17 protein-coding genes are annotated in these 21,801 nt (G+C 72.5%); 14 read left to right on the forward strand and 3 right to left on the reverse strand.

Annotated elements, in window-relative coordinates; genetic code table 11:
• Positions 1-61: 61 nt before the first annotated feature.
• Entirely contained in the window at positions 62-835 is a 774-nt protein-coding gene (locus ACIP63_RS02110) for a hypothetical protein (RefSeq protein ID WP_401510550.1), read from the reverse strand.
• Between the two features lie 87 nt (positions 836-922).
• Between ACIP63_RS02110 and ACIP63_RS02115 the strand changes: the two genes are divergently transcribed.
• The 9 genes from ACIP63_RS02115 to ACIP63_RS02155 all read left to right on the forward strand — a co-directional run bounded on the left by ACIP63_RS02115 (position 923) and on the right by ACIP63_RS02155 (position 14,469).
• Complete coding sequence (locus ACIP63_RS02115; RefSeq protein ID WP_401510552.1) at positions 923-1,711, forward strand: adenosylcobinamide-GDP ribazoletransferase; 789 nt, start codon at positions 923-925, stop codon at positions 1,709-1,711.
• A gap of 193 nt (positions 1,712-1,904) precedes the next feature.
• Positions 1,905-3,452, forward strand: coding sequence for a leucyl aminopeptidase (locus ACIP63_RS02120; protein ID WP_401510553.1), 1,548 nt, complete (start codon positions 1,905-1,907; stop codon positions 3,450-3,452).
• Positions 3,453-3,795: 343 nt separating this feature from the next.
• Positions 3,796-5,184, forward strand: a complete 1,389-nt coding sequence (gene lpdA, locus ACIP63_RS02125) for a dihydrolipoyl dehydrogenase (RefSeq protein WP_401510554.1) — start codon at positions 3,796-3,798, stop codon at positions 5,182-5,184.
• A 55-nt stretch (positions 5,185-5,239) separates the two neighbouring features.
• Entirely contained in the window at positions 5,240-7,054 is a 1,815-nt protein-coding gene (gene sucB / locus ACIP63_RS02130) for a 2-oxoglutarate dehydrogenase, E2 component, dihydrolipoamide succinyltransferase (RefSeq protein ID WP_401510555.1), read from the forward strand.
• A 149-nt stretch (positions 7,055-7,203) separates the two neighbouring features.
• The gene (locus ACIP63_RS02135) at positions 7,204-7,827 is read left to right on the forward strand and encodes a GntR family transcriptional regulator (protein WP_401510557.1); all 624 of its coding nucleotides are present in this window, start codon (positions 7,204-7,206) and stop codon (positions 7,825-7,827) included.
• A gap of 277 nt (positions 7,828-8,104) precedes the next feature.
• Entirely contained in the window at positions 8,105-10,774 is a 2,670-nt protein-coding gene (aceE, locus tag ACIP63_RS02140; protein ID WP_401510558.1) for a pyruvate dehydrogenase (acetyl-transferring), homodimeric type, read from the forward strand.
• Between the two features lie 387 nt (positions 10,775-11,161).
• Positions 11,162-12,820 (forward strand): glycosyltransferase, encoded by a 1,659-nt coding sequence (locus tag ACIP63_RS02145; RefSeq protein WP_401510560.1) that lies wholly within the window; start codon positions 11,162-11,164, stop codon positions 12,818-12,820.
• A gap of 75 nt (positions 12,821-12,895) precedes the next feature.
• Complete coding sequence (locus tag ACIP63_RS02150; protein ID WP_401510562.1) at positions 12,896-13,864, forward strand: helix-turn-helix transcriptional regulator; 969 nt, start codon at positions 12,896-12,898, stop codon at positions 13,862-13,864.
• 83 nt (positions 13,865-13,947) lie between these two features.
• Positions 13,948-14,469, forward strand: a complete 522-nt coding sequence (locus ACIP63_RS02155; protein WP_362934035.1) for a DUF4240 domain-containing protein — start codon at positions 13,948-13,950, stop codon at positions 14,467-14,469.
• Positions 14,470-14,491: 22 nt separating this feature from the next.
• On the opposite strand, the gene ACIP63_RS02160 is transcribed toward ACIP63_RS02155, so the two are convergent.
• On the reverse strand, positions 14,492-15,019 hold the full coding sequence (locus ACIP63_RS02160; protein WP_401510564.1) for a GNAT family N-acetyltransferase: 528 nt from the start codon (positions 15,017-15,019) through the stop codon (positions 14,492-14,494).
• A 76-nt stretch (positions 15,020-15,095) separates the two neighbouring features.
• On the opposite strand from ACIP63_RS02160, the gene ACIP63_RS02165 reads away from it, so the two are divergent.
• Both ACIP63_RS02165 and ACIP63_RS02170 read left to right on the forward strand, forming a co-directional pair.
• Positions 15,096-15,995 carry a TIGR01777 family oxidoreductase gene (locus ACIP63_RS02165; protein WP_401510566.1) on the forward strand — a complete coding sequence of 300 codons (900 nt, stop codon included), beginning with the start codon at positions 15,096-15,098 and terminating at the stop codon, positions 15,993-15,995.
• 185 nt (positions 15,996-16,180) lie between these two features.
• Positions 16,181-17,479 (forward strand): NAD(P)/FAD-dependent oxidoreductase, encoded by a 1,299-nt coding sequence (locus ACIP63_RS02170; RefSeq protein ID WP_401510568.1) that lies wholly within the window; start codon positions 16,181-16,183, stop codon positions 17,477-17,479.
• Between the two features lie 8 nt (positions 17,480-17,487).
• Here the strand turns inward: ACIP63_RS02170 and ACIP63_RS02175 are convergent, their stop codons facing one another.
• On the reverse strand, positions 17,488-19,110 hold the full coding sequence (locus tag ACIP63_RS02175) for a regulator (RefSeq protein ID WP_401510570.1): 1,623 nt from the start codon (positions 19,108-19,110) through the stop codon (positions 17,488-17,490).
• A gap of 312 nt (positions 19,111-19,422) precedes the next feature.
• On the opposite strand from ACIP63_RS02175, the gene lipB reads away from it, so the two are divergent.
• The 3 genes from lipB (at position 19,423) to ACIP63_RS02190 (ending at position 21,782) form a co-directional block, all read left to right on the forward strand.
• Entirely contained in the window at positions 19,423-20,232 is an 810-nt protein-coding gene (gene lipB, locus ACIP63_RS02180) for a lipoyl(octanoyl) transferase LipB (RefSeq protein ID WP_401510571.1), read from the forward strand.
• A gap of 111 nt (positions 20,233-20,343) precedes the next feature.
• Positions 20,344-21,312, forward strand: a complete 969-nt coding sequence (lipA, locus tag ACIP63_RS02185; protein ID WP_399228590.1) for a lipoyl synthase — start codon at positions 20,344-20,346, stop codon at positions 21,310-21,312.
• A gap of 269 nt (positions 21,313-21,581) precedes the next feature.
• Complete coding sequence (locus ACIP63_RS02190) at positions 21,582-21,782, forward strand: hypothetical protein (protein ID WP_356707364.1); 201 nt, start codon at positions 21,582-21,584, stop codon at positions 21,780-21,782.
• The last annotated feature ends 19 nt before the right edge of the window (positions 21,783-21,801 follow it).

The following is a 21,801-nucleotide window of genomic DNA, read 5'->3' on the forward strand; positions in this document are numbered from 1 at the left end:
AAGGCCGCGGACACGAGCGCCTGAGGCGACGCCCCCTCAGGGGCGGCCCGGTGGCGTGGCCTCAGGTCCCGCCGCCGGGGCCGGGCCCCGGCAGCGAGGTCCTGTCCGGCGCTCCTCCGATCAGGTCCTGGAAGCGGCGCCGGGGCCCCGCCCAGCGGACATCGTGGTGATAGGCCCTCAGTACCGCCTTGGCGCGGGCCCGGTGGCGGCGGCGGTAGAAGCGCTTCGCCCACAGCGAGGCGGGCCGGGCCAGGCGGAGCGCCGCGATCAGCGCGATGAACGGAACGAGGGTGCCGAGCACCGCCATCCGGGCCTTGCCCTTGAACAGCGCGATCAGGACGAAGCCGAAGTTGAGGACGTAGGTCAGGACGACCCCCAGCCTGTTCTGCTGCTGCTCACCGGTCAGTTCGTCCACACCGAGCGGTGAGAAGCCGGCGAGCACGAGCAGGACGAGCGAGGCGGTGAGGACGACCACCTCCACGCTCTGGCGGCCCTCCTCGGTCCAGTACACGTCGTCGAGGTGCAGGATCAGGGCGAACTCGTCGAGGACCAGGCCCGCCCCCATCCCGAAGACCACCGCGAGGATCCCGGCGGCGACACCCCGCTGGCCGCTCGCGACCGCCCCGAAGCCACCGACCACCGTGAGCACGACGCCCGGCACCACGTGGTGGACGTGCACACCGCCGGGTGTGATGTTGCGGAACGGGCCCTTCCCGGCCCTGATCATCCGGGTGACCGTCCGGGTGATGGCGAAGGTCAGCACGAACGCGCTCAGGGCGAGCAGCAGCGGGAGTTTGCCGGGCTCGACGACGTTCTGCTGGATCCAGTGACCCATGCCACCTCCGTCCGGAGAGCCGCGTCTGCGGCTTATGTGCCACTCTGCCCAATCCGGCACGCCGCCGCACCGGCTAGCCTGCGCGCGGTGACCTCCCTGAACAGCCACGGTCCGCGCTTCGCCTTCGGCACCCTGACCGCGCTCCCCGTCCGCGTCTCCCGCTGGGACCGCGGTACCGCCCGCGCCGGCATGCTGTGCGCCCCGCTCGCCGGACTCGTCGTGGGAGTGCTCGCGGCGGTCCCCGGGGCGCTGTTCCTGTGGGGCGGGTCGGGGCCCCTGGTGGCGGCGGTCGCCTCCGCCGCGCTCCCCGCCGCGCTGACACGTGGGCTGCACCTGGACGGACTCGCGGACACCGCGGACGGGCTCGGCAGCGCGAAGCCGGCCGAGGACGCGCTGCGGATCATGAAGCAGTCGGACATCGGCCCGTTCGGCGTGATCACGCTCCTGTTCGTGCTGCTGGCCCAGGTCGCCGCGCTCCACGAGCTCTACGGCCGCGCCTGGGCGGACGGCGCGCTGGGCACCGTCGCCGCCGCCGTCACCGCACGTCTCGCACTCACGCTGGCCTCGCGCCGCGGCGTGCCGCCCGCCCGCCCGGAGGGCCTCGGCGCGGCGGTGGCGGGCACCGTCCCGCCCGGGGGCGCAGCTGCCGTGGCCTGTGCGGTGATCGCGTGCTGCGCGGCGGCCGGTGCGCTCCTGGGCGGATACGGCACCGGACTGCACCAAGCCCTCGCCGCGCTGGCCGGCCTCGGCGCCGCGCAGGTGATGCTGCGTCACTGCGTACGCCGCTTCGGCGGGGTGACCGGCGACGTGTTCGGCGCGCTGGAGGAGACGGCGGCCACGGTGACGCTGCTGGCGCTCTCCCTCGGCCTCTCGTGACGGGGCCCCGGGGGCCCTTCACAGCCGGGCCGGACCCCGGACGGCCCCGCCCCCGTGAGCCGGAAGCAGGGGCGCGCGTAGGCTCGTTCCCGGCGCGTCACGGCGGGATCTACGATGCGCTGGGGCACGGTCGGCCACCCTCTCGACCGACACAGACCGGCACACAACTCAACGGAAGCGAGATTTCACCACCGTGACTGCTCTCACTCTCAGCACCTCAGGTGCGGCGACGCTGCGCGCCGACGCACTCGTCGTCGGCGTCGCCAAGGGAGCCAAGGGGCCGGTCCTCGCACCGGGCGCCGAGGCCGTGGACAAGGCGTTCGACGGAAAGCTCGCCACCGTCCTGGAGACCCTGGGTGCCTCCGGTGCCGAGGGCGAAGTGACCAAGCTCCCCGCCCCGTCCGGCCTCAAGGTCCCGGTCGTCGTCGCGGTCGGACTCGGTCCGGTCCCGGCGAAGGACGAGGCGTACGAGGCCGAGGCGCTGCGCCGGGCCGCCGGCTCCGCCGCGCGTGCGCTGAAGGGGTCGAAGAAGGCCGGGTTCGCGCTGCCCGCCGAGTCCGCCGAGGACGCCGGGGCCGTCGCGGAGGGCGCCCTGCTGGGCGCGTACGCGTTCACCGCCTACCAGGGCGGCGAGGACAAGCTCGCCCCCAGGAGCGCCAAGTCCGGCCGTAGCGACGCGAAGCTGCCGCTCGCCGAGGTCGCCCTGCTCGGCGCCAAGCCGCGCGACAAGGCCTTCAAGGCGGCCGCCGAGCGCGCCGTCGCGGTCACCGAGGAGATCAACCGGGCCCGCGACCTGATCAACACCCCGCCGAACGACCTGTACCCCGAGTCCTTCGCCGCCGTGGCCACCGCCGCCGGCAAGGAGCACGGCATCAAGGTGCAGGTCCTCGACGAGAAGGCGCTCGTCAAGGGCGGCTACGGCGGTCTGCTCGGCGTCGGCCAGGGCTCCACGCACGGCCCGCGCCTGGTCAGGCTCGCCTACACGCACCCCAAGGCGGAGAAGACGCTCGCCCTGGTCGGCAAGGGCATCACCTACGACTCGGGCGGCATCTCGCTCAAGCCGGCGGGCCACAACGAGACGATGAAGTGCGACATGAGCGGCGCCGCCGCCGTGTTCGCCGCCGTCGTCGCGGCCTCCCGCCTCGGCCTCCAGGTCAACGTCACCGGCTGGCTGGCGCTCGCCGAGAACATGCCGTCCGGCAACGCCACCCGCCCGGGTGACGTCCTGCACATGTACAGCGGCAAGACCGTCGAGGTCCTCAACACCGACGCCGAGGGCCGGCTCGTCCTCGCCGACGCGCTGACCCGCGCCTCGGAGGAGAAGCCGGACGCGATCGTCGACGTGGCGACCCTGACCGGTGCGATGGTCCTGGCGCTGGGCAACCGCACCTTCGGTGTGATGGCCAACGACGACGCGTTCCGTACGTCGGTCCACGAGATCGCCGAGGAGGTCGGCGAGGCCTCCTGGCCGATGCCGCTCCCCGCCGACCTGCGCAAGGGCATGGACTCCCCGACCGCCGACATCGCCAACATGGGCGAGCGCATGGGCGGCGGCCTGGTGGCCGGCCTGTTCCTGAAGGAGTTCGTGGGCGAGGGCATCGCCTGGGCGCACCTGGACATCGCGGGCCCGGCCTTCCACGAGGGCGCGCCGTACGGCTACACGCCCAAGGGCGGCACCGGGTCCGCCGTCCGCACCCTGGTGCGGCTGGCGGAGCGCACCGCGGCCGGCGACCTCGGCTGAGTCCGGAGCCGGCACCGCGCGCGGATCCCGCGCGCGAAGTTCGCTTGCGGCGCAGACGGCCCCGGGCATACGTCCGGGGCCGTCGGTGTTCCTCAGGGTGGCCCCGACCGGCATATTTCCGGAAATCTGTACGTATCGGTAACCATCCGGCCGCGATCTTCGTCCGGCCCGGAGCAGGGGCCCGCGTCCCGTCCGGACTCAACAAGTGCGAAGATGGGTTCTCGGCAGGACAGGGCCCCCACCACAGGGCCGAATAACGCAAGCGGCCGAACACCAGCCGACCGGCCGGTCACACCCCAGCGACGGGGCCCGGCATACGGCGCACATGCATGGAGGACGTGACGTGGCGAACGACGCCAGCACCGTTTTCGACCTAGTGATCCTCGGCGGTGGTAGCGGCGGTTACGCCGCGGCCCTGCGCGGAGCTCAGCTGGGCCTGGACGTCGCACTGATCGAGAAGGGCAAGGTCGGCGGCACCTGCCTGCACAACGGCTGCATCCCCACGAAGGCGCTGCTGCACGCCGGCGAGATCGCCGACCAGGCCCGCGAGGCCGAGCAGTTCGGCGTGAAGGCCACCTTCGAGGGCATCGACATGGAGGCCGTCCACAAGTACAAGGACGACGTGATCTCGGGCCTGTACAAGGGCCTGCAGGGTCTCATCGCCTCGCGCAAGGTGCACTACATCGAGGGTGAGGGCCGTCTCTCGTCGCCCACCTCGGTGGATGTCAACGGTCAGCGCGTCCAGGGCCGTCATGTGCTGCTGGCGACCGGCTCCGTGCCGAAGTCGCTGCCCGGCCTGGAGATCGACGGCAACCGCGTCATCTCCTCGGACCACGCGCTGAAGCTCGACCGCGTGCCGAAGTCCGCGGTCGTCCTGGGCGGCGGCGTCATCGGCGTCGAGTTCGCCTCGGCGTGGAAGTCCTTCGGGGCCGACATCACGATCGTCGAGGGCCTGAAGCACCTGGTCCCGGTCGAGGACGAGAACAGCTCGAAGCTTCTCGAGCGCGCGTTCCGCAAGCGCGGCATCAAGTTCAACCTCGGCACCTTCTTCGACAAGGCCGAGTACACGCAGGACGGCGTCCGGGTGACCCTCGCCGACGGCAAGACCTTCGAGGCGGAGGTGCTGCTGGTCGCGATCGGCCGCGGCCCGGTCTCGCAGGGTCTGGGCTACGAGGAGGCGGGTGTCGCGATGGACCGCGGCTACGTCCTCGTCGACGAGTACATGCAGACCAACGTCCCGACGATCTCGGCCGTCGGCGACCTGGTCCCGACCCTCCAGCTCGCCCACGTCGGCTTCGCCGAGGGCATCCTGGTGGCGGAGCGGCTCGCCGGACTCAAGACCGTGCCGGTCGACTACGACGGCGTGCCGAAGGTGACGTACTGCCACCCCGAGGTCGCCTCCGTCGGCATCACCGAGGCCAAGGCCAAGGAGATCTACGGTGCGGACAAGGTCGTCGCCCTCAAGTACAACCTGGCGGGCAACGGCAAGAGCAAGATCCTGAAGACCGCGGGCGAGATCAAGCTCGTCCAGGTCAAGGACGGTGCCGTGGTCGGCGTCCACATGGTCGGTGACCGTATGGGCGAGCAGGTCGGCGAAGCCCAGCTGATCTACAACTGGGAGGCGCTGCCGGCCGAGGTCGCGCAGCTCATCCACGCCCACCCGACGCAGAACGAGGCGATGGGCGAGGCCCACCTGGCCCTGGCCGGCAAGCCTCTCCACTCCCACGACTGATCCAGTCCCGGGGACGACCGACCACTTCACACTTTCGTAAGGAGCAACTGAAACCATGTCGGTTTCCGTAACCCTTCCGGCGCTCGGCGAGAGCGTCACCGAGGGCACCGTCACCCGCTGGCTGAAGGCCGAGGGCGAGCACGTCGAGGCCGACGAGCCGCTGCTCGAGGTCTCGACCGACAAGGTCGACACCGAGATCCCCGCGCCCGCCTCGGGCACCCTCGCGTCCATCAAGGTCGCCGAGGACGAGACCGTCGAGGTCGGCGCCGAGCTGGCCGTCATCGACGACGGTTCGGGCGCGCCCTCCGCCGAGGCGGCTCCCGCCGCCGAGCCGGAGGCCGCTCCGGCCCCGGCCCAGGAGGCCCCGGCCCAGGAGGCTCCGGCGCCCGCCGCCGAGGCCCCCGCCGCGCAGGCCCCCGCCGCCGAGGCTCCCGCCGCCGCTCCGGCCGGTGGCGCCTCCGGTACCGACGTCACCCTTCCGGCGCTCGGCGAGAGCGTCACCGAGGGCACCGTCACCCGCTGGCTGAAGGAGGTCGGCGAGGAGGTCGCGGAGGACGAGCCCCTGCTCGAGGTCTCCACGGACAAGGTCGACACCGAGATCCCCGCCCCGGTCGCCGGCGTGCTGCTGGAGATCGTCGTCGGCGAGGACGAGACCGCCGAGGTGGGCGCCAAGCTCGCCGTCATCGGCGCTCCGGGTGCCGCACCGGCCGCCGCTCCGGCAGAGGCCGCCCCGGCCCCCGCCGCGGCTCCGGCCGAGGCCGCCCCGGCCCCTGCCGCACCCGCACCCGCACCGGCCGCTCCGGCGCCGGCTCCCGCAGCCCCGGCCGCCCCTGCTCCGGCACCGGCCCAGGCCGCGCCCGCCGCTCCGGCACCGGCTCCGGCCGCCCCGGTGCAGCCCGCCGCTCCGGCTCCGGCCGCCCCGGCCGCGTCCGCCGGTGACGACGGCGCGTACGTCACGCCGCTGGTCCGCAAGCTCGCCGCCGAGAACGGCGTCGACCTGGGCTCGGTCAAGGGCACCGGCGTCGGTGGCCGTATCCGCAAGCAGGACGTCGTCGCCGCGGCGGAGGCCGCCAAGGCCGCCGCCGCCGCTCCGGCTCCGGCTGCCGCCGCTCCCGCGGCCAAGGCCGCGCCGAAGCTCGAGGCGTCCCCGCTGCGCGGTCAGACGGTCAAGATGACCCGCATGCGCAAGGTCATCGGCGACAACATGATGAAGGCGCTGCACTCGCAGGCCCAGCTGACCACGGTCCTCGAGGTCGACATCACGAAGCTGATGAAGCTGCGCAACCAGGCGAAGGAGTCCTTCGCCGCCCGTGAGGGCGTCAAGCTGTCCCCGATGCCGTTCTTCGTGAAGGCGGCGGCCCAGGCGCTGAAGGCCCACCCGGTCGTCAACGCCCGGATCAACGAGGGCGAGGGCACCATCACGTACTTCGACTCGGAGAACATCGGCATCGCCGTGGACGCCGAGAAGGGTCTGATGACCCCGGTCATCAAGGGTGCGGGCGACCTGAACATCGCCGGTATCGCGAAGAAGACCGCCGAGCTGGCCGGCAAGGCCCGCGGTGGTGGCCTCACCCCGGACGACATGTCGGGGGCGACCTTCACCGTCAGCAACACCGGTTCGCGCGGTGCGCTGTTCGACACGGTCATCGTGCCGCCGAACCAGGCGGCCATCCTGGGCATCGGTGCCACGGTCAAGCGTCCGGCGGTCATCGAGACCGCCGAGGGCACCGTCATCGGCGTCCGCGACATGACCTACCTCTCGCTCTCCTACGACCACCGTCTGGTGGACGGCGCGGACGCCGCCCGTTACCTGACCACGGTCAAGGCGATCCTCGAGGCGGGCGAGTTCGAGGTCGAGCTCGGCCTCTGAGCCGTACAGCTGTAACCAGCCTCACCAGCGGCGCCCCCGTCCGGAACACTTCCGGGCGGGGGCGCCGCCGTATTGTCTAGACACCACCGGTCGCCCCCGGCCGCCGCGTCGGTGAGCAGCACCGGTTTGTTCGCCCGAAGGAGCCCGTCATGACCCCGCCCGTCGTTCACTCGCTGCGCGAGCAGATCCGCGAGCACATCGTGGAAGGGATAGTCAGCGGGCGCTGGAAGCCGGGTGAACGGATCGTGGAGCGCCGCATCGCCACCGAGCTGGAGGTCAGCCAGACGCCCGTGCGCGAGGCCCTGCGCGAGCTGGAGACGCTGCGGCTGATCGAGTCGGCGCCCAACAAGGGGGTCCGGGTACGCAGTCTCACCGCGGCCGACCTGGAGGAGAGCTATCCCGTGCGGGCCGGTCTCGAGCAGATCGCGGCGGAGCTGGCGGCCCCCGCGCTCGGCGAGGACTGCTCGGCGCTCGCCCCGCACGTGGCGGCGCTGTACGAGGCGGACCGGCTGGCCGACGGCGAGGCGCAGGTGCGGCACACGGTGGCCTTCCACCGGGAGATGGTGCGCGCCGCCGGAAACGCCGTGCTGCTGCACACCTGGGAGGGACTGGGCATCGAGGTGTTCACGGCCCTGTCGATCCGCTGGCTGGGCACCGTGCAGAAGTCGTACGCGGAGGAGCACGAGGCTCTCATCGAGGCGTTCCTGCGCCGGGACCCGCAGATCGCCGTGATGGTGAAGGAGCACGTCCTCGGGTGCGCGCCGCGCGCCTGAGGCGTGAGGTCCGACGCCGGGCGGGCGCGCACATCTGGGTCGCAACCCGCTCGGCCGTGCAGGTCAGCGCCCGTTTCGCCCCCTTGATCCCGTCACTCCGTGCCCCGTTTCGCGGCACCGCATGCCACTTTTCTTCATATCGAGAAGTTTTGCCCTTCACCCTTTGATCGATCATCGATCGGAGACTTACAGTTCAGTCGCGGGCCCACCGGCCCCATCGCCCTGTCCTGCCAGCCAGGGACTTCTCCACCCCCTCCCACTCCGGAAGGCGGCGATCATGACCGACCCCGTAGCAACGCTTCCGAGCGAGCTCGACCAGCTCCCGGACCGCGACCCCGAGGAGACCGCCGAATGGGCGGCCTCCCTCGACGCCGTCACCAAGGCCGCGGGCCCGCACCGCGCCGCGTACCTGATGCGGCGTTCGCTCCAGCACGCTGAGGGCGCCGGCATCGCGCTGCCCAAGCTGCTGGAGAGCGATTACGTCAACACCATCCCCACCGCCGCCGAGCCCGCGTTCGACGGCGACCTGGAGATGGAATCGAGGATCACCGCGTGGAACCGCTGGAACGCGGCCGCGATGGTGACCCGCGGCGCCCGGTACGGCGTCGGCGGTCACATCGCCACGTTCGCCTCGGCGGCATGGCTGTACGAGACCGGCTTCAACCACTTCTTCCGCGGCAAGGAAGGTGACGGCTCCGGCGACCAGCTCTACATCCAGGGCCACGCCTCGCCCGGCATCTACGCCCGCGCCTTCCTCGACGGCCGCCTCTCCGAGCAGCAGCTCGACAACTTCCGCCAGGAGTCGGGGGGCGACGGCCTGCCGTCCTACCCGCACCCGCGGCGGCTGCCCTGGCTGTGGGAGTTCCCCACCGTCTCGATGGGCCTCGGCCCGCTCTCGGCGATCTACCAGGCGCGCTTCAACCGCTATCTGACCAACCGCAAGATCAAGGACACGTCGAACTCGCACGTCTGGGCCTTCCTGGGCGACGGCGAGATGGACGAGCCCGAGTCGACCGCCGCCCTCGCCCTCGCGGCCCGTGAGCAGCTCGACAACCTGACCTTCGTCATCAACTGCAACCTGCAGCGCCTCGACGGCCCGGTCCGCGCCAACTTCCGCGTGGTCCAGGAGCTGGAGGGCGCCTTCCGCGGCGCCGGCTGGAACGTCATCAAGACGCTCTGGGGCAACGCCTGGGACGAGCTGTTCCAGCTCGACACCACGGGCGCGCTGATCCGCCGCCTCCGCGAGGTCCCGGACGCGCAGTTCCAGACGTACGCGACGCGCGACGTGGCCTACATCCGCGAGCACTTCTTCGGCGCCGAGCCCGCCCTCGCCGAGCTGGCGAAACTCCTGAGCGACGCGAAGATCGCCGAGTGTTTCTACAGCTCCCGCGGCGGCCACGAGGCCCGCAAGGTGTACGCGGCCTACCGCGCGGCCCTGGAGCACAAGGGCGCGCCGACCGTGATCCTGGCCCAGACGGTCAAGGGCTACACGCTCGGCAAGGGCTTCGAGTCCAAGAACGCCAACCACCAGATGAAGAAGCTGTCGATCGACGAGTTCAAGGGCATGCGCGAGCTGCTCGGCCTCCCGATCCCGGACAGCGCCTTCGAGGACGGGCTGGTCCCGTACGGCCACCCGGGCGCCGACTCCCCCGAGGTCCGCTACCTCCAGGAGCGCCGTGCCGCCCTCGGCGGCCCGGCCCCCGCCCGCCGGGTGCACGCCGCCTCGCTGCCCCAGCCGGAGGAGCGCGCGTTCAAGGCCCTGTACAAGGGGTCCGGCAAGCAGGAGATGGCCACCACCATGGCGTTCGTCCGCCTGGTGAAGGACCTGATGCGGGACAAGGAGACCGGCAGGCGCTGGGTTCCGATCGTCCCGGACGAGGCCCGTACCTTCGGTATGGAGTCGTTGTTCCCCTCGGCCGGCATCTACTCGCCGCTCGGCCAGACGTACGAGCCGGTCGACCGCGACCAGCTGATGTACTACAAGGAGGCCAAGGACGGCCAGATCCTCAACGAGGGGATCACCGAGGCCGGGGCCATGGCCGACTTCATCGCCGCCGCCTCGTCGTACGCGACGCACGGCGAGACGATGATCCCGTTCTACATCTTCTACTCGATGTTCGGCTGGCAGCGGACCGGCGACCAGATGTGGCAGCTCGCCGACCAGCTCGGCAAGGGCTTCATCGTCGGCGCCACCGCGGGCCGTACGACGCTCACGGGTGAGGGCCTCCAGCACGCGGACGGCCATTCGCACCTGATCGCGTCCACGAACCCGGCGTCGCTGAACTACGACCCGGCGTTCGCGTACGAGATCGCGGTGATCGTCAAGGACGGTCTGCGGAGGATGTACGGCCCCGAGGCCGAGAACGTCTTCTACTACCTGACGGTCTACAACGAGCCGAAGCAGCAGCCCGCGATGCCGGAAGGCGTCGAGGAGGGCATCGTCAAGGGCCTGTACCGCTTCAAGGAGGGCACGCCCGCCTCGGCGGACGCCCCGCGCCTCCAGCTGCTGGGCTCCGGCACGGCGATCCACTGGGCGCTGAAGGCGCAGGAGCTGCTGGCCTCCGACTGGGGTGTCACGGCCGACGTCTGGTCCGCCACCTCGTGGGGCGAGCTGCGCCGCGAGGCGCTGGAGTGCGACGAGGCGCTGCTCCGCGGCGAGGAGCGCGTGCCCTACGTGACCCAGGCGCTCTCCGGTGCGCCGGGCCCCGTTCTCGCGGTCAGCGACTGGATGCGCGCGGTCCCGGACTCCATCAGCCAGTGGGTGGAGCAGGACTGGTCCTCGCTGGGCACGGACGGCTTCGGCCTCTCCGACACCCGTGAGGGCGCCCGCCGCCACTTCGGTGTCGACGCCGAGTCCGTCGCGGTCGCCGCGCTGGCCCAGCTGGCCCGCCGTGGCGAGATCCCGGCCTCCAAGGTCAAGGAGGCCCGGGAGAAGTACGGTCTCTGAGGGGCTGGAGCCGGAGGGCTGTCTCCCTTCACACCGCAGGGCGGGCTCGTTTCGAGCCCGCCCTGCGGGCGTTCACCCACCGCGTCCCGGCGCGTACCCCCTGGGGCACGCGGGCGTCCACTTCATGAACCACAGCACACCGAACCAATAACTTCATACGAAGAATCGGAAGCACCGTGCAACGCAAGGCGGTGTTCGACGGTCTAGGAGGGTGAGTCCTACGCCTCTCGGGCGAAGGCCGGCTTCCGGGGGGAAACCGGACGGCACAGACCTGTCCCTCGATCAGCGATTTATGGGCTCATACGGGTATATCTACCGAACACCGTTTCGTGCGATTGGGCCGGGTATCCCCCACTACCCCCCGGCACGGCCTTGAGGGGACGCAGCATGACCACTGCTGAGAAGTTCGCACCGCACACACTGCGGGCCACGATCGTCGTTCCGATCTACAACGCGTCGCATTACATCGAGTCGTGCGCCCCGTCCCTGCTCCGGCAGAGCATCGGGCCCGACCAGTACGAAGTCGTCTACGTCGACGACGGATCGACCGACGACTCCGGGGAGCGTCTGGACCGGCTGGCCGCCGCCCACCCGCACGTCCGCGTCATCCACCAGGAGAACTCGGGCTGGCCCGGCAAGCCGCGCAACGTGGGGGTGGCGAGCAGCAGGGGCGAGTTCATCCAGTTCGTGGACCAGGACGACGAGCTGGGCGAGGAGGCTCTGGAGCGGCTGTGCGCCCTGGGCACGAGGAACGAGTCGGACATCGTGCTGGGCAAGGTCGTCGGCACCATGCAGCCGCCCAGCACCGTGTTCGCCCGGACCATCGACCGGTGCTCGGTGCGTGACCACTCGCTGATGGATTCGCTCACCCCGCACAAGATGTTCCGGCGGTCGTTCCTCCTGGAGAACGGCATCACGTTCCCCGAGGGCAGATGCCGGCTGGAGGACCAGCTGTTCATGGCCCGCGCCTACGTCGCCACCGATCGGGTCTCCGTGCTGGCCGACCACCCCTGCTACTACTGGATGCGCCGCGAGGACAGGGGCAACAACAGCAGTGCCCCGATCGACGTACAGGGTTACTTCGGCAATCTCCGCCAGGTCGTCCAGGCACTGAAGGACGGCACGGAGCCGGGCCCGGAGCGCGACGCGCTGCTGCGCCGCACCTACCGCGTGGAGATCCTCCACCAGGTGAGCGAGCCCCGGGTGCTCAGCTCCGCCCTGGACGTACGGGCCCGGTTCGAGACGGTCCGGCAGCTCGTCGCGGACGAGTTCTCCCCCGGCGTACGGGAAGGGCTCCCCGCCGTGCAGCGGCTGCGCGCGACGCTCCTGGAGGACGGCCGCCTCGACGGTCTGCGCGCCCTGGCCGAGCGCACCCGCACCCTGCGGTCACGGGCCGATCTGGGCCGGCTGCGCTGGCGGGACGGCAGGCTGACCGCCCCTCTGCAGATGACCATGACGCACGCGGACGGCACACCGGTGGTCATGGTGGAGCGCGACGGACGTCTGCTGCTCGACCCCAGGCTGCTGGAGGGGAACCCGGCGGTCACGGAGTGGGAGGTCGGCGACCCCCTGCGCGCTGTGTCCGCGCACGTGCTCCTGAAGGACCGCAAGCGCCCCATGGGCTGGTTCCCCACCTGCGACTTCAGGGCGGCCGTCGTCCCCGCCGGCCCGGGACGGAGCCGGCTGGTCGTCCGGGGCGAGCTGGAGATCGACCCGCTCACGGCGGCCGGCGGCGGCCCACTCCAGCGAGGGATCTACGACGTGCGGGGCTCGCTGCAGCTGTTCGGCGTGGGCAGGAGCGTCCGGATCGAGGGGGACCGGCGCAGTGAGCTCACAGCGGCCGGAGCCACCCGGGTCGGCCCCGACGCCGTCGGCGTCGTTCCCTACTGGACCGCCGGGCGCACGCTCGCCGTCGACGTCGACGAGTTCTACCACCGCATGGACGCCCTCCCGCCGCGCAGGTGGACCGTGCACATCCCGGCACCTGCGCGCCGCCCGCTCGGCCGGACCTGGCGCAGCCTGCGCGCGATGGTTCCCCGGCGCTGAGCCGGTGCGGCCGCGCCGCGCCTCCACGGGCCGGGCTCCCTGTGGCGGTGCGGCGCCGGCACGCACAATGGCCGCATGCGTGCTGCCCGGCTGATCAAGATGGTGCTGCTCCTGCAGTCCCGGCCCTCCATGACCGCCGCCCAGCTGGCCGAGGAGCTGGAGGTGTCGGAGCGCACCGTCACACGGGACGCCCAGGCGCTCTCGGAGGCGGGCGTGCCCGTGTACGCCGACCGCGGCCGGGCGGGCGGCTACCGGCTCGTGGGCGGCTACCGGACGCGGCTCACCGGGCTGGCCCGCCATGAGGCCGAGGCGCTCTTCCTGTCCGGGCTGCCCTCGGCCCTGCGTGAGATGGGGCTCGACGACGCCGCCTCGGCCGCCCGGCTGAAGGTCTCGGCGGCCCTGCTCCCCTCACTGCGGGACGCCTCGCGCACGGTGGCCCAGCGCTTCCATCTGGACGCCCCCGGCTGGTACCACGAACCGGCCACCCCGGAGCTCCTGCCCGCGGTCGCGGAGGCCGTCTGGGACGACCGGCTGGTCCGGGCGCGCTACAGCCGCCGCCCCTCGGGCGAGGTGGAGCGCGAGCTGGCTCCGTACGGGCTCGTCCTGAAGGCCGGGGTCTGGTACCTCTGCGCCCGCGCCGGGGACGACTTCCGGGTGTACCGGATCGACCGGTTCGCCGCCGTCGCCGTCTCGGAGACCCGCTTCGTACGGGACGAGGACTTCGACCTGCCGCGCTTCTGGGAGGAACGGGCCGCGCAGTTCGCCCGGTCGATCCTGCGGACCGAGGTGACCGTGCGGCTGTCGGAGGCGGGGGTCCGGCGGCTGCCGCACGCCATGGACCGGGCCGCCGTCGACGAGGCGCTGTCCGGGGCCGGCGCACCGGACGCGGAGGGCCGGCGCACGGTGGTCCTGCCGGTCGAGTCCGCCGAGGTGGCGTACGGCCAGCTGCTGTCCCTCGGGCCCGAGGTGGAGGTCCTGGAGCCCGCCGCCCTGCGCGAACGCTTTGCCGATACCGCCGAACGACTGCGCGACCTCTATCGCTGAAGTGGCCCGGAAGTGACGTCGGAGGCTTCAATTCGGTGTCTGGGCGTGCGTCGCCTGCCGCCGGGGCAGATGCTGGACCCGTGATGGACGAGACGGAGTTCTGGGAGATCATCGACAGCACCCGCGAGGCCGCCGAGGGCGACCCCGAGGACCACGCCGACCTGCTCGTCGAACGGCTGGTGCGGCTCGATCCCGACTCCGTGCTGGACTTCGCCAGGCACTTCGAGGCCCGCTACAACCGCGCGTACCGCTGGGACCTGTGGGGCGCGGCGGCCGTGCTGCTCGGCGGGGCGAGCGACGACGCCTTCGACTACTTCCGCTGCTGGCTGATCGCGCAGGGGCGCGAGGTCTTCGAGGGGGCGGTGCACGACCCGGACAGCCTGGCCGAGCTGCTGGACGACTTCGACGAGGAGCTCGACGGGGACGGCGAGGACCTCGGTTACGCCGCCGACGAGGCGTACGAGCAGCTCACCGGCGTCGTCGCCCCCGACCTGGGGCTGCCGCCGCAGGCGGCGGAACCGGCGGGCACGCCCTTCGGCTTCGACGACGACGCGGCGCTGGCGGAGCGTTACCCGGCCCTCTGGGAACGCTTCGGCCCGGTCTGAGCCCCGGACACGCGCCCGGGATTCAGTCCGTCAGCGAGCGGCCCATCAGGATGTCGTCGACGTACCGCCCGCCCAGGAAGAATTCGCCGGGCAGTACGCCCTCGACGGCGAAGCCCTCGGACGCGTAGAGCGCCTGCGCGGCGGTGTTGTGGCCGAGCACCCGCAGGGTGAGCCGTCCGGCGCCCTGGCGTCGCGCCTCGGCGTACGCGGCGTGCAGCAGCGCACGTGCGACGCCGTGGCGCCGCCACCGGTCGGCGACGGCGAGGCCCTGTATCTGGCGGACGTGCGCGTTGCAGGCGAGCGGGGTCGGGCGGGCCAGCCGGATGTAGCCGGCCAGGCGCGCCTCGTCCGTACCGGTGACCGCCTCGACGACCAGGTGTTCACCGGGCAGGTGCCGCTCGTCGAAGAAGGGCTCGTACGGCGGCTGCGGCCTCGGCTGCACGGCGTGGAGGGTCGACCAGGTGGCCCGGTCGAGCTCGGCGAGGGCGGTCTCGTCCTCGGGGACGGCGGGACGGACGGGACCGAGGGACCGGAATCGTGGCACGGACATGCGTGCAACTGTGCCATGCGTGTCCGGCGCCTGAGACTCCCGCGTGGCCGAGGGCGCATGGGGCAGGATGGACCGCATGCCGCATTCCCGAATCGCCGTCACCGGATCGACCGGACTCATCGGAGCGGCCCTCGTGCGCTCGCTGCGTGCCGACGGGCACGAGGTGGTGCGCATGGTGCGCCGCCCGGCCGCGACCGGTGACGAGGTGGAGTGGGACCCCAGGCGCCAGTACGTCGACGCGGCGGGCCTGGTCGGCTGTGACGCGGTCGTCCACCTCGCGGGGGCGGGGGTCGGGGACCACCGGTGGACCGAGGCCTACAAGCGGGAGATCCGTGACAGCCGGGTGCTGGGCACGGCGGCCGTCGCCGAGGCGGTGGCTTCGCTGGACACCCCTCCGAAGGTGCTGCTGTCCGGGTCGGCCATCGGCTTCTACGGCGACACCGGCGACCGTGCCGTCGACGAGAGCGCGCCGCCCGGCGAGGGTTTCCTGCCGTCCGTCTGCGTGGAGTGGGAGGAGGCGACGGCTCCGGCCGAGGAGGCGGGCGTCCGCACCGTCCACGCGCGGACCGGTCTGGTCGTCTCCCGGCGGGGCGGGGCATGGGGGCGGCTCTTCCCGCTGTTCAAGGCGGGGCTCGGCGGACGGATGGGGAACGGCCGGCAGTACTGGAGCTTCATCGCGCTGCACGACCACATCGCGGCGCTGCGGCACATCCTGGACACCGAGGCGCTGTCCGGCCCGGTGAACCTGACGGGCCCCTCCCCCGTGACCAACGGCGAGGTGACGGCCGCCATGGGACGGGTGCTGCGGCGCCCGACCCTGTTCACCGCCCCGGCGCCCGCCCTGAAGGCCGCGCTCGGGGAGTTCTCCGGGGACGTCCTGGCCAGCCAGCGGGTGCTGCCCGGCCAACTTCTCGACTCGGGCTTCGCGTTCGCCTTCCCCGGCATCGACGACGCCGTCCGCGCCGCGCTGCGCTGACCACGGCACGGCGCTCCCCCGGACCCGGCGCGGGTCCGCCGTGCGACCCCGTGCACCGGTGCCCGGGGCGCGCGCTACTGCGCCTCTCTCGGCCATACACCTAGCCTCGACCCGAACTCGGGCATTCCGGGGGCCTGTTGGGGGCAATAGCCCCCCACCAGTCGCACCGACTCGGGGAGGGGCACGTGATCGGGGCACACACAGCGGACCACGCGGATGTGGTCATCATCGGGGCCGGGATCGCCGGCCTGACGGCGGCTCACCAGCTGATCGCCGCAGGGGTGGGCGTCAGCGTCCTGGAGGCCGCCGCGCGGGTGGGCGGCCGGATGGCCACCCATGACATGGACGGGTTCCGGCTCGACCACCTGGGCCCGCTGCTCAGTTCGGCGTATCCGGAGCTGAGCGACGCCCCAGGACTCGAAGGACTGGTGCTGCGGGACTTCGCCCCGGGGGTGCTCGTCCACAGCGGGGGGCGGCAGTACCGCGCCGGAGACGTACGGAGCGCGAGGGGCGCACTCCGTGCGGTGCGCTCCCGGTCGAGCGCCCCTCGCGCGCCCCTGGGCGGGGCGATCGAACAGGCCAGGCTCGGCGCCTGGCTGGCCCGGCTCGCCACCACTCCGGAGTCCCGGATCCTGGCCAGGCCCGACAGGGCCGCGTCCGAGGCGCTGTCCGGCCTGCCGGCCCGCACGGTCGGCGGGTTCCTGCGGCCCCTCCTCTCGGCGCTGCTCGGCGACCCGGGGCTCACCACGTCCAGCCGCATGGCCGACCTCACCCTCCGGGACTACGCCCGCGGCCGGCTCTGCGTGCCCGCGGGCGGTTCCGCGACGCTGCCCGAGCTGCTGGCGGCCGCCCTGCCGCCCGGGACCGTACGCACCGGGGTGCACGTGACCGCGGCCGACATCACGTCCGTACGCACCAAGGAGCACGGCGAGCTCGGCTGCCGGTCGCTCCTGCTGGCCACCGGCGCGGGGGCCGCCGCCGAACTGCTGCCGGGGCTGCGGACGCCCGCCTTCCACCCGGTGACCGTGCTGCACCACACCACACGGGAGGCGCCGGCCACCGGGGGCCGTCTGCTGCTGGACGCGGACCGCTCGGGCCCGGTCGCGCACACCGCCGTGATGAGCGAGGTCGACCCCTCGCGCGCCCCGCGCGGCCGGGCCCTGATCACGTCCACGGTGCTCGGACCTCCGCCGCGGGACCTCGACGGCGAGGTGCGCGCGCACCTGGCCTCGCTGTACGGCACGCCCACCGACGACTGGGAGCTGCTGGCCGCCCATCACGACCCGGAGGCGGTCCCCGCCATGCCGCCGCCGCACGACCCCCGCCGCCCGGTGCGCCTGCTCGCCGGGCTGTACGTCTGCGGCGACCACCGCGACACCAGCACGGTCCAGGGCGCGCTGCGCTCCGGGAGGCGCGCCGCCTCGGCGATCCTCGCGGACCTGGGGGTGCGCCGCCAGGGAACGGCGCTGCCCGCCGCCGCGTAGGCCGTCGGTCAGCCCAGGGCCGCGACCCGGTCGCGGTATCCCCGTACGGCGACGGCGTCGCGGTACGGCTCCAGGCGGCGCTCGAAGTCCCGTACGTACTCCGTCGCGCGCACCGACCGCATCTCCGCGGCCTGCTGGGCCGCCTCGGCGCCCAGCAGGCACGCCTGGTCCAGCTCCCCGAGCCCCAGCCGCGCGGAGGCGAGCACCACCCGGCAGAACAGCCGGCTCCGGGCGTACGCCGGCGCGCGCAGCTGGAGCGACCGCTCGGCGTGCTGGGCGGAGACGCGGTACTGCTGGAGATCGCGGTGGCAGTGGCCGAACTCGTCGGCGAGCTGGGCCTCGTCGAAGTAGCGGGCCCAGTGCGGCACGTCGTCCCCGGGCCGGGAGATCCCCAGCGCGCGTTCCGCCCGTACGAGCGCGGCGACGCAGGGCCTGGTCTCCCCGAGGACGCCGTGCCCGCGCGCCTCGACCGCGTGCAGCAGGGCCAGGACGACGGGCGGGGCGGAGGAACCGATGCCCTGCTGGGCGACGCGAGCGAGCTGGACGGCTTCCCTGCCGTGCCCGAGATAGACCGCCTGCCGGCTCATCGTGATCAGGACGTAGGCGCCGTACGCCCGGTCCCCGGCGGCCTGGGCGAGCCGCAGCGCCTGGACGAAGTAGCGCTGGGCGAGGCCGTGCGCCGCGATGTCGTACGAGGTCCAGCCCGCGAGCCGGGTCAGATCGGCCGCGGCGGAGAACAGCCGGCGGCCCAGCGCCTCGCCGTAGCTCCCGCGCAGCATGGGCTCGGCCTCGTGCTCCAGGTACCGGACGAGGGCCTGCCTGGCGTGGCCGCCGCCGTAGGCGTTGTCCAGCGTGCGGAAGAGCTCGGCCACCGAGCGCAGGGCGGCGACGTCGCCGCTGCCGACCCGCTGGCCCGTCCCGCGGTCGGTCTGCCGCTGGCGCGGGACACCCGGGAGCGGGGCCACGGGAGGGCGGGAGGGGGCGGGGCCGCGGCCGGCGCCGGCCCGGGAGCCGTTGGCGCCCGCCCCGTACACCGGACCGGGGGCGCCGGGTGCCTGGAGGGCGCCGCCCCCGGGAGCCTGCTGGAGTCCGTGCGGGGGCCGGTTCCCGTGGCCCTCGGCGGGCGTACGGGGGGCCGGCAGGCCGGTGGCGCCCTTCGCTCGCTCCTGGGGCTCGCCCCGGCCGACCCATTCGTCGGCCCGCCCGATCAGCCAGTCCCTGCTGGGGACGACCAGTCCGGCGGGGGTGAACGCGATCTTGCGCAGCTCCGCATGGCTGCCCGAGTCCTTGCGCCACAGCCCGCTGACGATGTCGACGGCCTCGGCGGGAGTGGCCGCGAACTCCAGACCGGCGTAGACGGGCGCACACGCGTCCAGGCCCAGGTCCTGCGCGGAGAGCCGGCGTCCGAGCCGTCTGGTGAAGACCTCGGCGATCAGCGCGGGGGTGGTGCCCCGGGGCTGCTGGCCCCGCAGCCAGCGGGTCACCGAGGTCTTGTCGTATCGCAGGTCGAGCCCGTGTTCGAGGCCGAGCTGGTCCACCCGGCGGGCCAGGCCCGCATGGGAGAACCCGGCCTCCGCGATGAGGGCAGCGAGCCGCCGGTTCGGGGTGCGCTGCGGAGGTCGTTCCGACATCAGCTGTAAGGTCTCCTGCCTTCGGCGCCGGGCGGGCAGCCCTTACGGGCTCCCCCACGATTGGGAGCGGGCGAGCCCGTTATGGAACGGCGCGAACTTAACTGCCCCGGCGGCGGCTCCAGCGGCCTTCGCTCCACGTTCATCCGATCGTGTGAGGATTAGTGGATCGCTGACGGGAAGCGCCCCGTCCGTAACCTGCCGGACCCGGTGTTCGGGAGCGGTCGTACAGTGGCTCAGGGCGCACACGGATGGTGCCGTGACTCCGGGGACACCCCCCGGCCGGCCGGCACCGCGAGCAGGGAGGCACCCGGAGTGAGTGAGCTGCGGTTCGTCCGTCTGGGATTCGGCGAGGAGCGGGTCGACTACCAGGAGGCCTGGCAGAGGCAGCGCGAGGTGCACGCCGCCAGGTTCGAGGACACCGTCCCCGACACCTGCCTGCTCCTCGAGCACCCGTCCGTCTACACCGCGGGACGGCGCACGACGGAGAGCGAGCGTCCGCTCGACGGCACCCCGGTCATCGACGTCGACCGCGGCGGGAAGATCACCTGGCACGGCCCGGGACAGCTCATCGGCTACCCGATCCTCAAGCTCCCCCGCCCGGTGGACGTGGTGGCGCACGTCCGCCGCCTGGAGGACGCCCTGATCCGCACGGCCGCCGAGTTCGGCGTGGAGACCAGCCGGGTCGAGGGCCGCAGCGGTGTCTGGGTCCTCGGCGACCCGGTCGAGGACCGCCCCTCGCTCGGCGGGCTCTCCCTCGACTTCGACCCCCGGCTGCACGACGAGGAGTTCGACCCCCGGCTGAACGGCCCCGAGTACGCGCCCTCGAACGCCGGGCAGCGCCGCGAGGACCGCAAGCTGGCCGCGATCGGCATCCGGGTCGCCAAGGGCGTCACCATGCACGGCTTCTCGCTGAACGTGAACCCGGACAACACCTCGTTCGACCGGATCGTGCCGTGCGGGATCCGGGACGCGGGCGTGACCTCGCTCTCGTACGAACTGGGCCGCGAGATCACGATCGACGACGTCCTCCCGGTCGCCGAGAGGCACCTGCGGGACGTCCTGGAGAACGCGGAGCTCGCGCCCCGCGTCCTCGCGCCGAAGGAACCGGCCGCCTCGGCGTAGGGAATAGGCCCCGTCGGCCACAGGTTGGGCAGACGCAAGGCCGTTCTAACCACGGGCGTACCCTGGTGTTCGCCGAAGAATCCAATGCAGCGAAAGCAAAGGGGTGCCGGAGTGTCCGGTGTCGCACCCGACGGGCGCAAGATGCTGCGCCTGGAGGTCCGAAACAGCCAGACCCCCATCGAGCGCAAGCCCGAGTGGATCAAAACCCGGGCGAAGATGGGCCCCGAGTACACGAAGATGCAGGCGCTCGTGAAGGGCGAGGGTCTGCACACCGTGTGCCAGGAGGCCGGCTGTCCGAACATCTACGAGTGCTGGGAAGACCGCGAGGCGACGTTCCTCATCGGCGGTGACCAGTGCACCCGGCGCTGCGACTTCTGCCAGATCGACACGGGGAAGCCGCAGGCGCTGGACCGTGACGAGCCCCGCCGCGTGGGCGAGTCCGTCGTGACGATGGACCTGAACTACGCCACGATCACCGGCGTCGCACGCGACGACCTGGAGGACGGCGGCGCGTGGCTGTACGCGGAGACCGTGCGCCAGATCCACGCGCAGACCGCGGGGCGGGAGGGCGGCGCCACGAAGGTGGAGCTGCTCATCCCCGACTTCAACGCGGAGCCCGCGCAGCTCGCCGAGGTCTTCTCCTCGCGCCCGCAGGTGCTCGCGCACAACGTCGAGACGGTGCCGCGGATCTTCAAGCGGATCCGGCCCGGCTTCCGTTACGAGCGCTCCCTGGACGTCATCACCCGGGCCCGCGAGGCCGGCCTGGTGACGAAGTCCAACCTGATCCTCGGCATGGGCGAGACCCGCGAGGAAGTCAGCGAGGCGCTCCAGGACCTGCACGACGCGGGTTGCGAGCTCATCACGATTACGCAGTACCTCCGGCCCTCCGCGCGGCACCATCCGGTCGAGCGCTGGGTGAAGCCCCATGAGTTCGTGGAGCTGAAGGACGAGGCCGACGCGATCGGTTACTCGGGCGTCATGTCCGGACCGCTGGTGCGCTCCTCGTACCGCGCCGGACGCCTCTTCCAGCAGGCGATGGAGCGGCGCGGTGCGACCGCCGCGACCGCACCGGCCGTGTGAATCGGCGCACAAGAAGCCACTGAGCGTCGATACCCGCGAAGACGCGGCCCGTACGTCCCCCGCAGGCCGGGGGCCCGTATGGGCCGCGTCGGCGTGCGCGCCGCCGAAATCAGAGTTTCATTGGTGTTTGACCGACCGGTCATGCACTGGTAACACCGAGCAGTGACCCTAGGTACATACGCGGTGGCTCCGCAGCCGCCGTCGTCATTGCTTCCCGCTACTCAGTGCGCGCCGGGCGCGCGCATCCGCTCCGAGGGGGAACACCCACGATGCACGCCGCACCGGTACGAGCCAACGCCATCCCGACCGTCACCACCGCACTCCGCGCCGTCGAGTCCCTGCTGATGAGCGGCGGCCAGCGCACCGCCCGCCGCAACGCCTGGACGGCCGTCCTCGAGGACCGCCGCAGGGCGCAGGACCGGGTCGAGGCGGAGCACGTGCTGAAGGCTGTGGCCGACCACCGTTCCTAGGTCACTCCCGCGCCACGTA

The organism is Streptomyces sp. NPDC088746, from assembly GCF_044751065.1.
In the GTDB taxonomy this organism is placed as follows: domain Bacteria; phylum Actinomycetota; class Actinomycetes; order Streptomycetales; family Streptomycetaceae; genus Streptomyces.

Bases quoted from the DNA above. Each gene is read 5' to 3' on its own strand.
- ACIP63_RS02110 (WP_401510550.1), bottom strand. From the start codon at position 835: ATGGGTCACTGGATCCAGCAGAACGTCGTCGAGCCCGGCAAACTCCCG.
- ACIP63_RS02175 (WP_401510570.1), bottom strand. From the start codon at position 19,110: ATGTCGGAACGACCTCCGCAGCGCACCCCGAACCGGCGGCTCGCTGCC.
- aceE (WP_401510558.1), top strand. From the start codon at position 8,105: ATGACCGACCCCGTAGCAACGCTTCCGAGCGAGCTCGACCAGCTCCCG.
- ACIP63_RS02190 (WP_356707364.1), top strand. From the start codon at position 21,582: ATGCACGCCGCACCGGTACGAGCCAACGCCATCCCGACCGTCACCACC.
- sucB (WP_401510555.1), top strand. From the start codon at position 5,240: ATGTCGGTTTCCGTAACCCTTCCGGCGCTCGGCGAGAGCGTCACCGAG.
- ACIP63_RS02160 (WP_401510564.1), bottom strand. From the start codon at position 15,019: ATGTCCGTGCCACGATTCCGGTCCCTCGGTCCCGTCCGTCCCGCCGTC.
- ACIP63_RS02135 (WP_401510557.1), top strand. From the start codon at position 7,204: ATGACCCCGCCCGTCGTTCACTCGCTGCGCGAGCAGATCCGCGAGCAC.
- ACIP63_RS02165 (WP_401510566.1), top strand. From the start codon at position 15,096: ATGCCGCATTCCCGAATCGCCGTCACCGGATCGACCGGACTCATCGGA.
- ACIP63_RS02150 (WP_401510562.1), top strand. From the start codon at position 12,896: ATGCGTGCTGCCCGGCTGATCAAGATGGTGCTGCTCCTGCAGTCCCGG.
- ACIP63_RS02145 (WP_401510560.1), top strand. From the start codon at position 11,162: ATGACCACTGCTGAGAAGTTCGCACCGCACACACTGCGGGCCACGATC.
- ACIP63_RS02155 (WP_362934035.1), top strand. From the start codon at position 13,948: ATGGACGAGACGGAGTTCTGGGAGATCATCGACAGCACCCGCGAGGCC.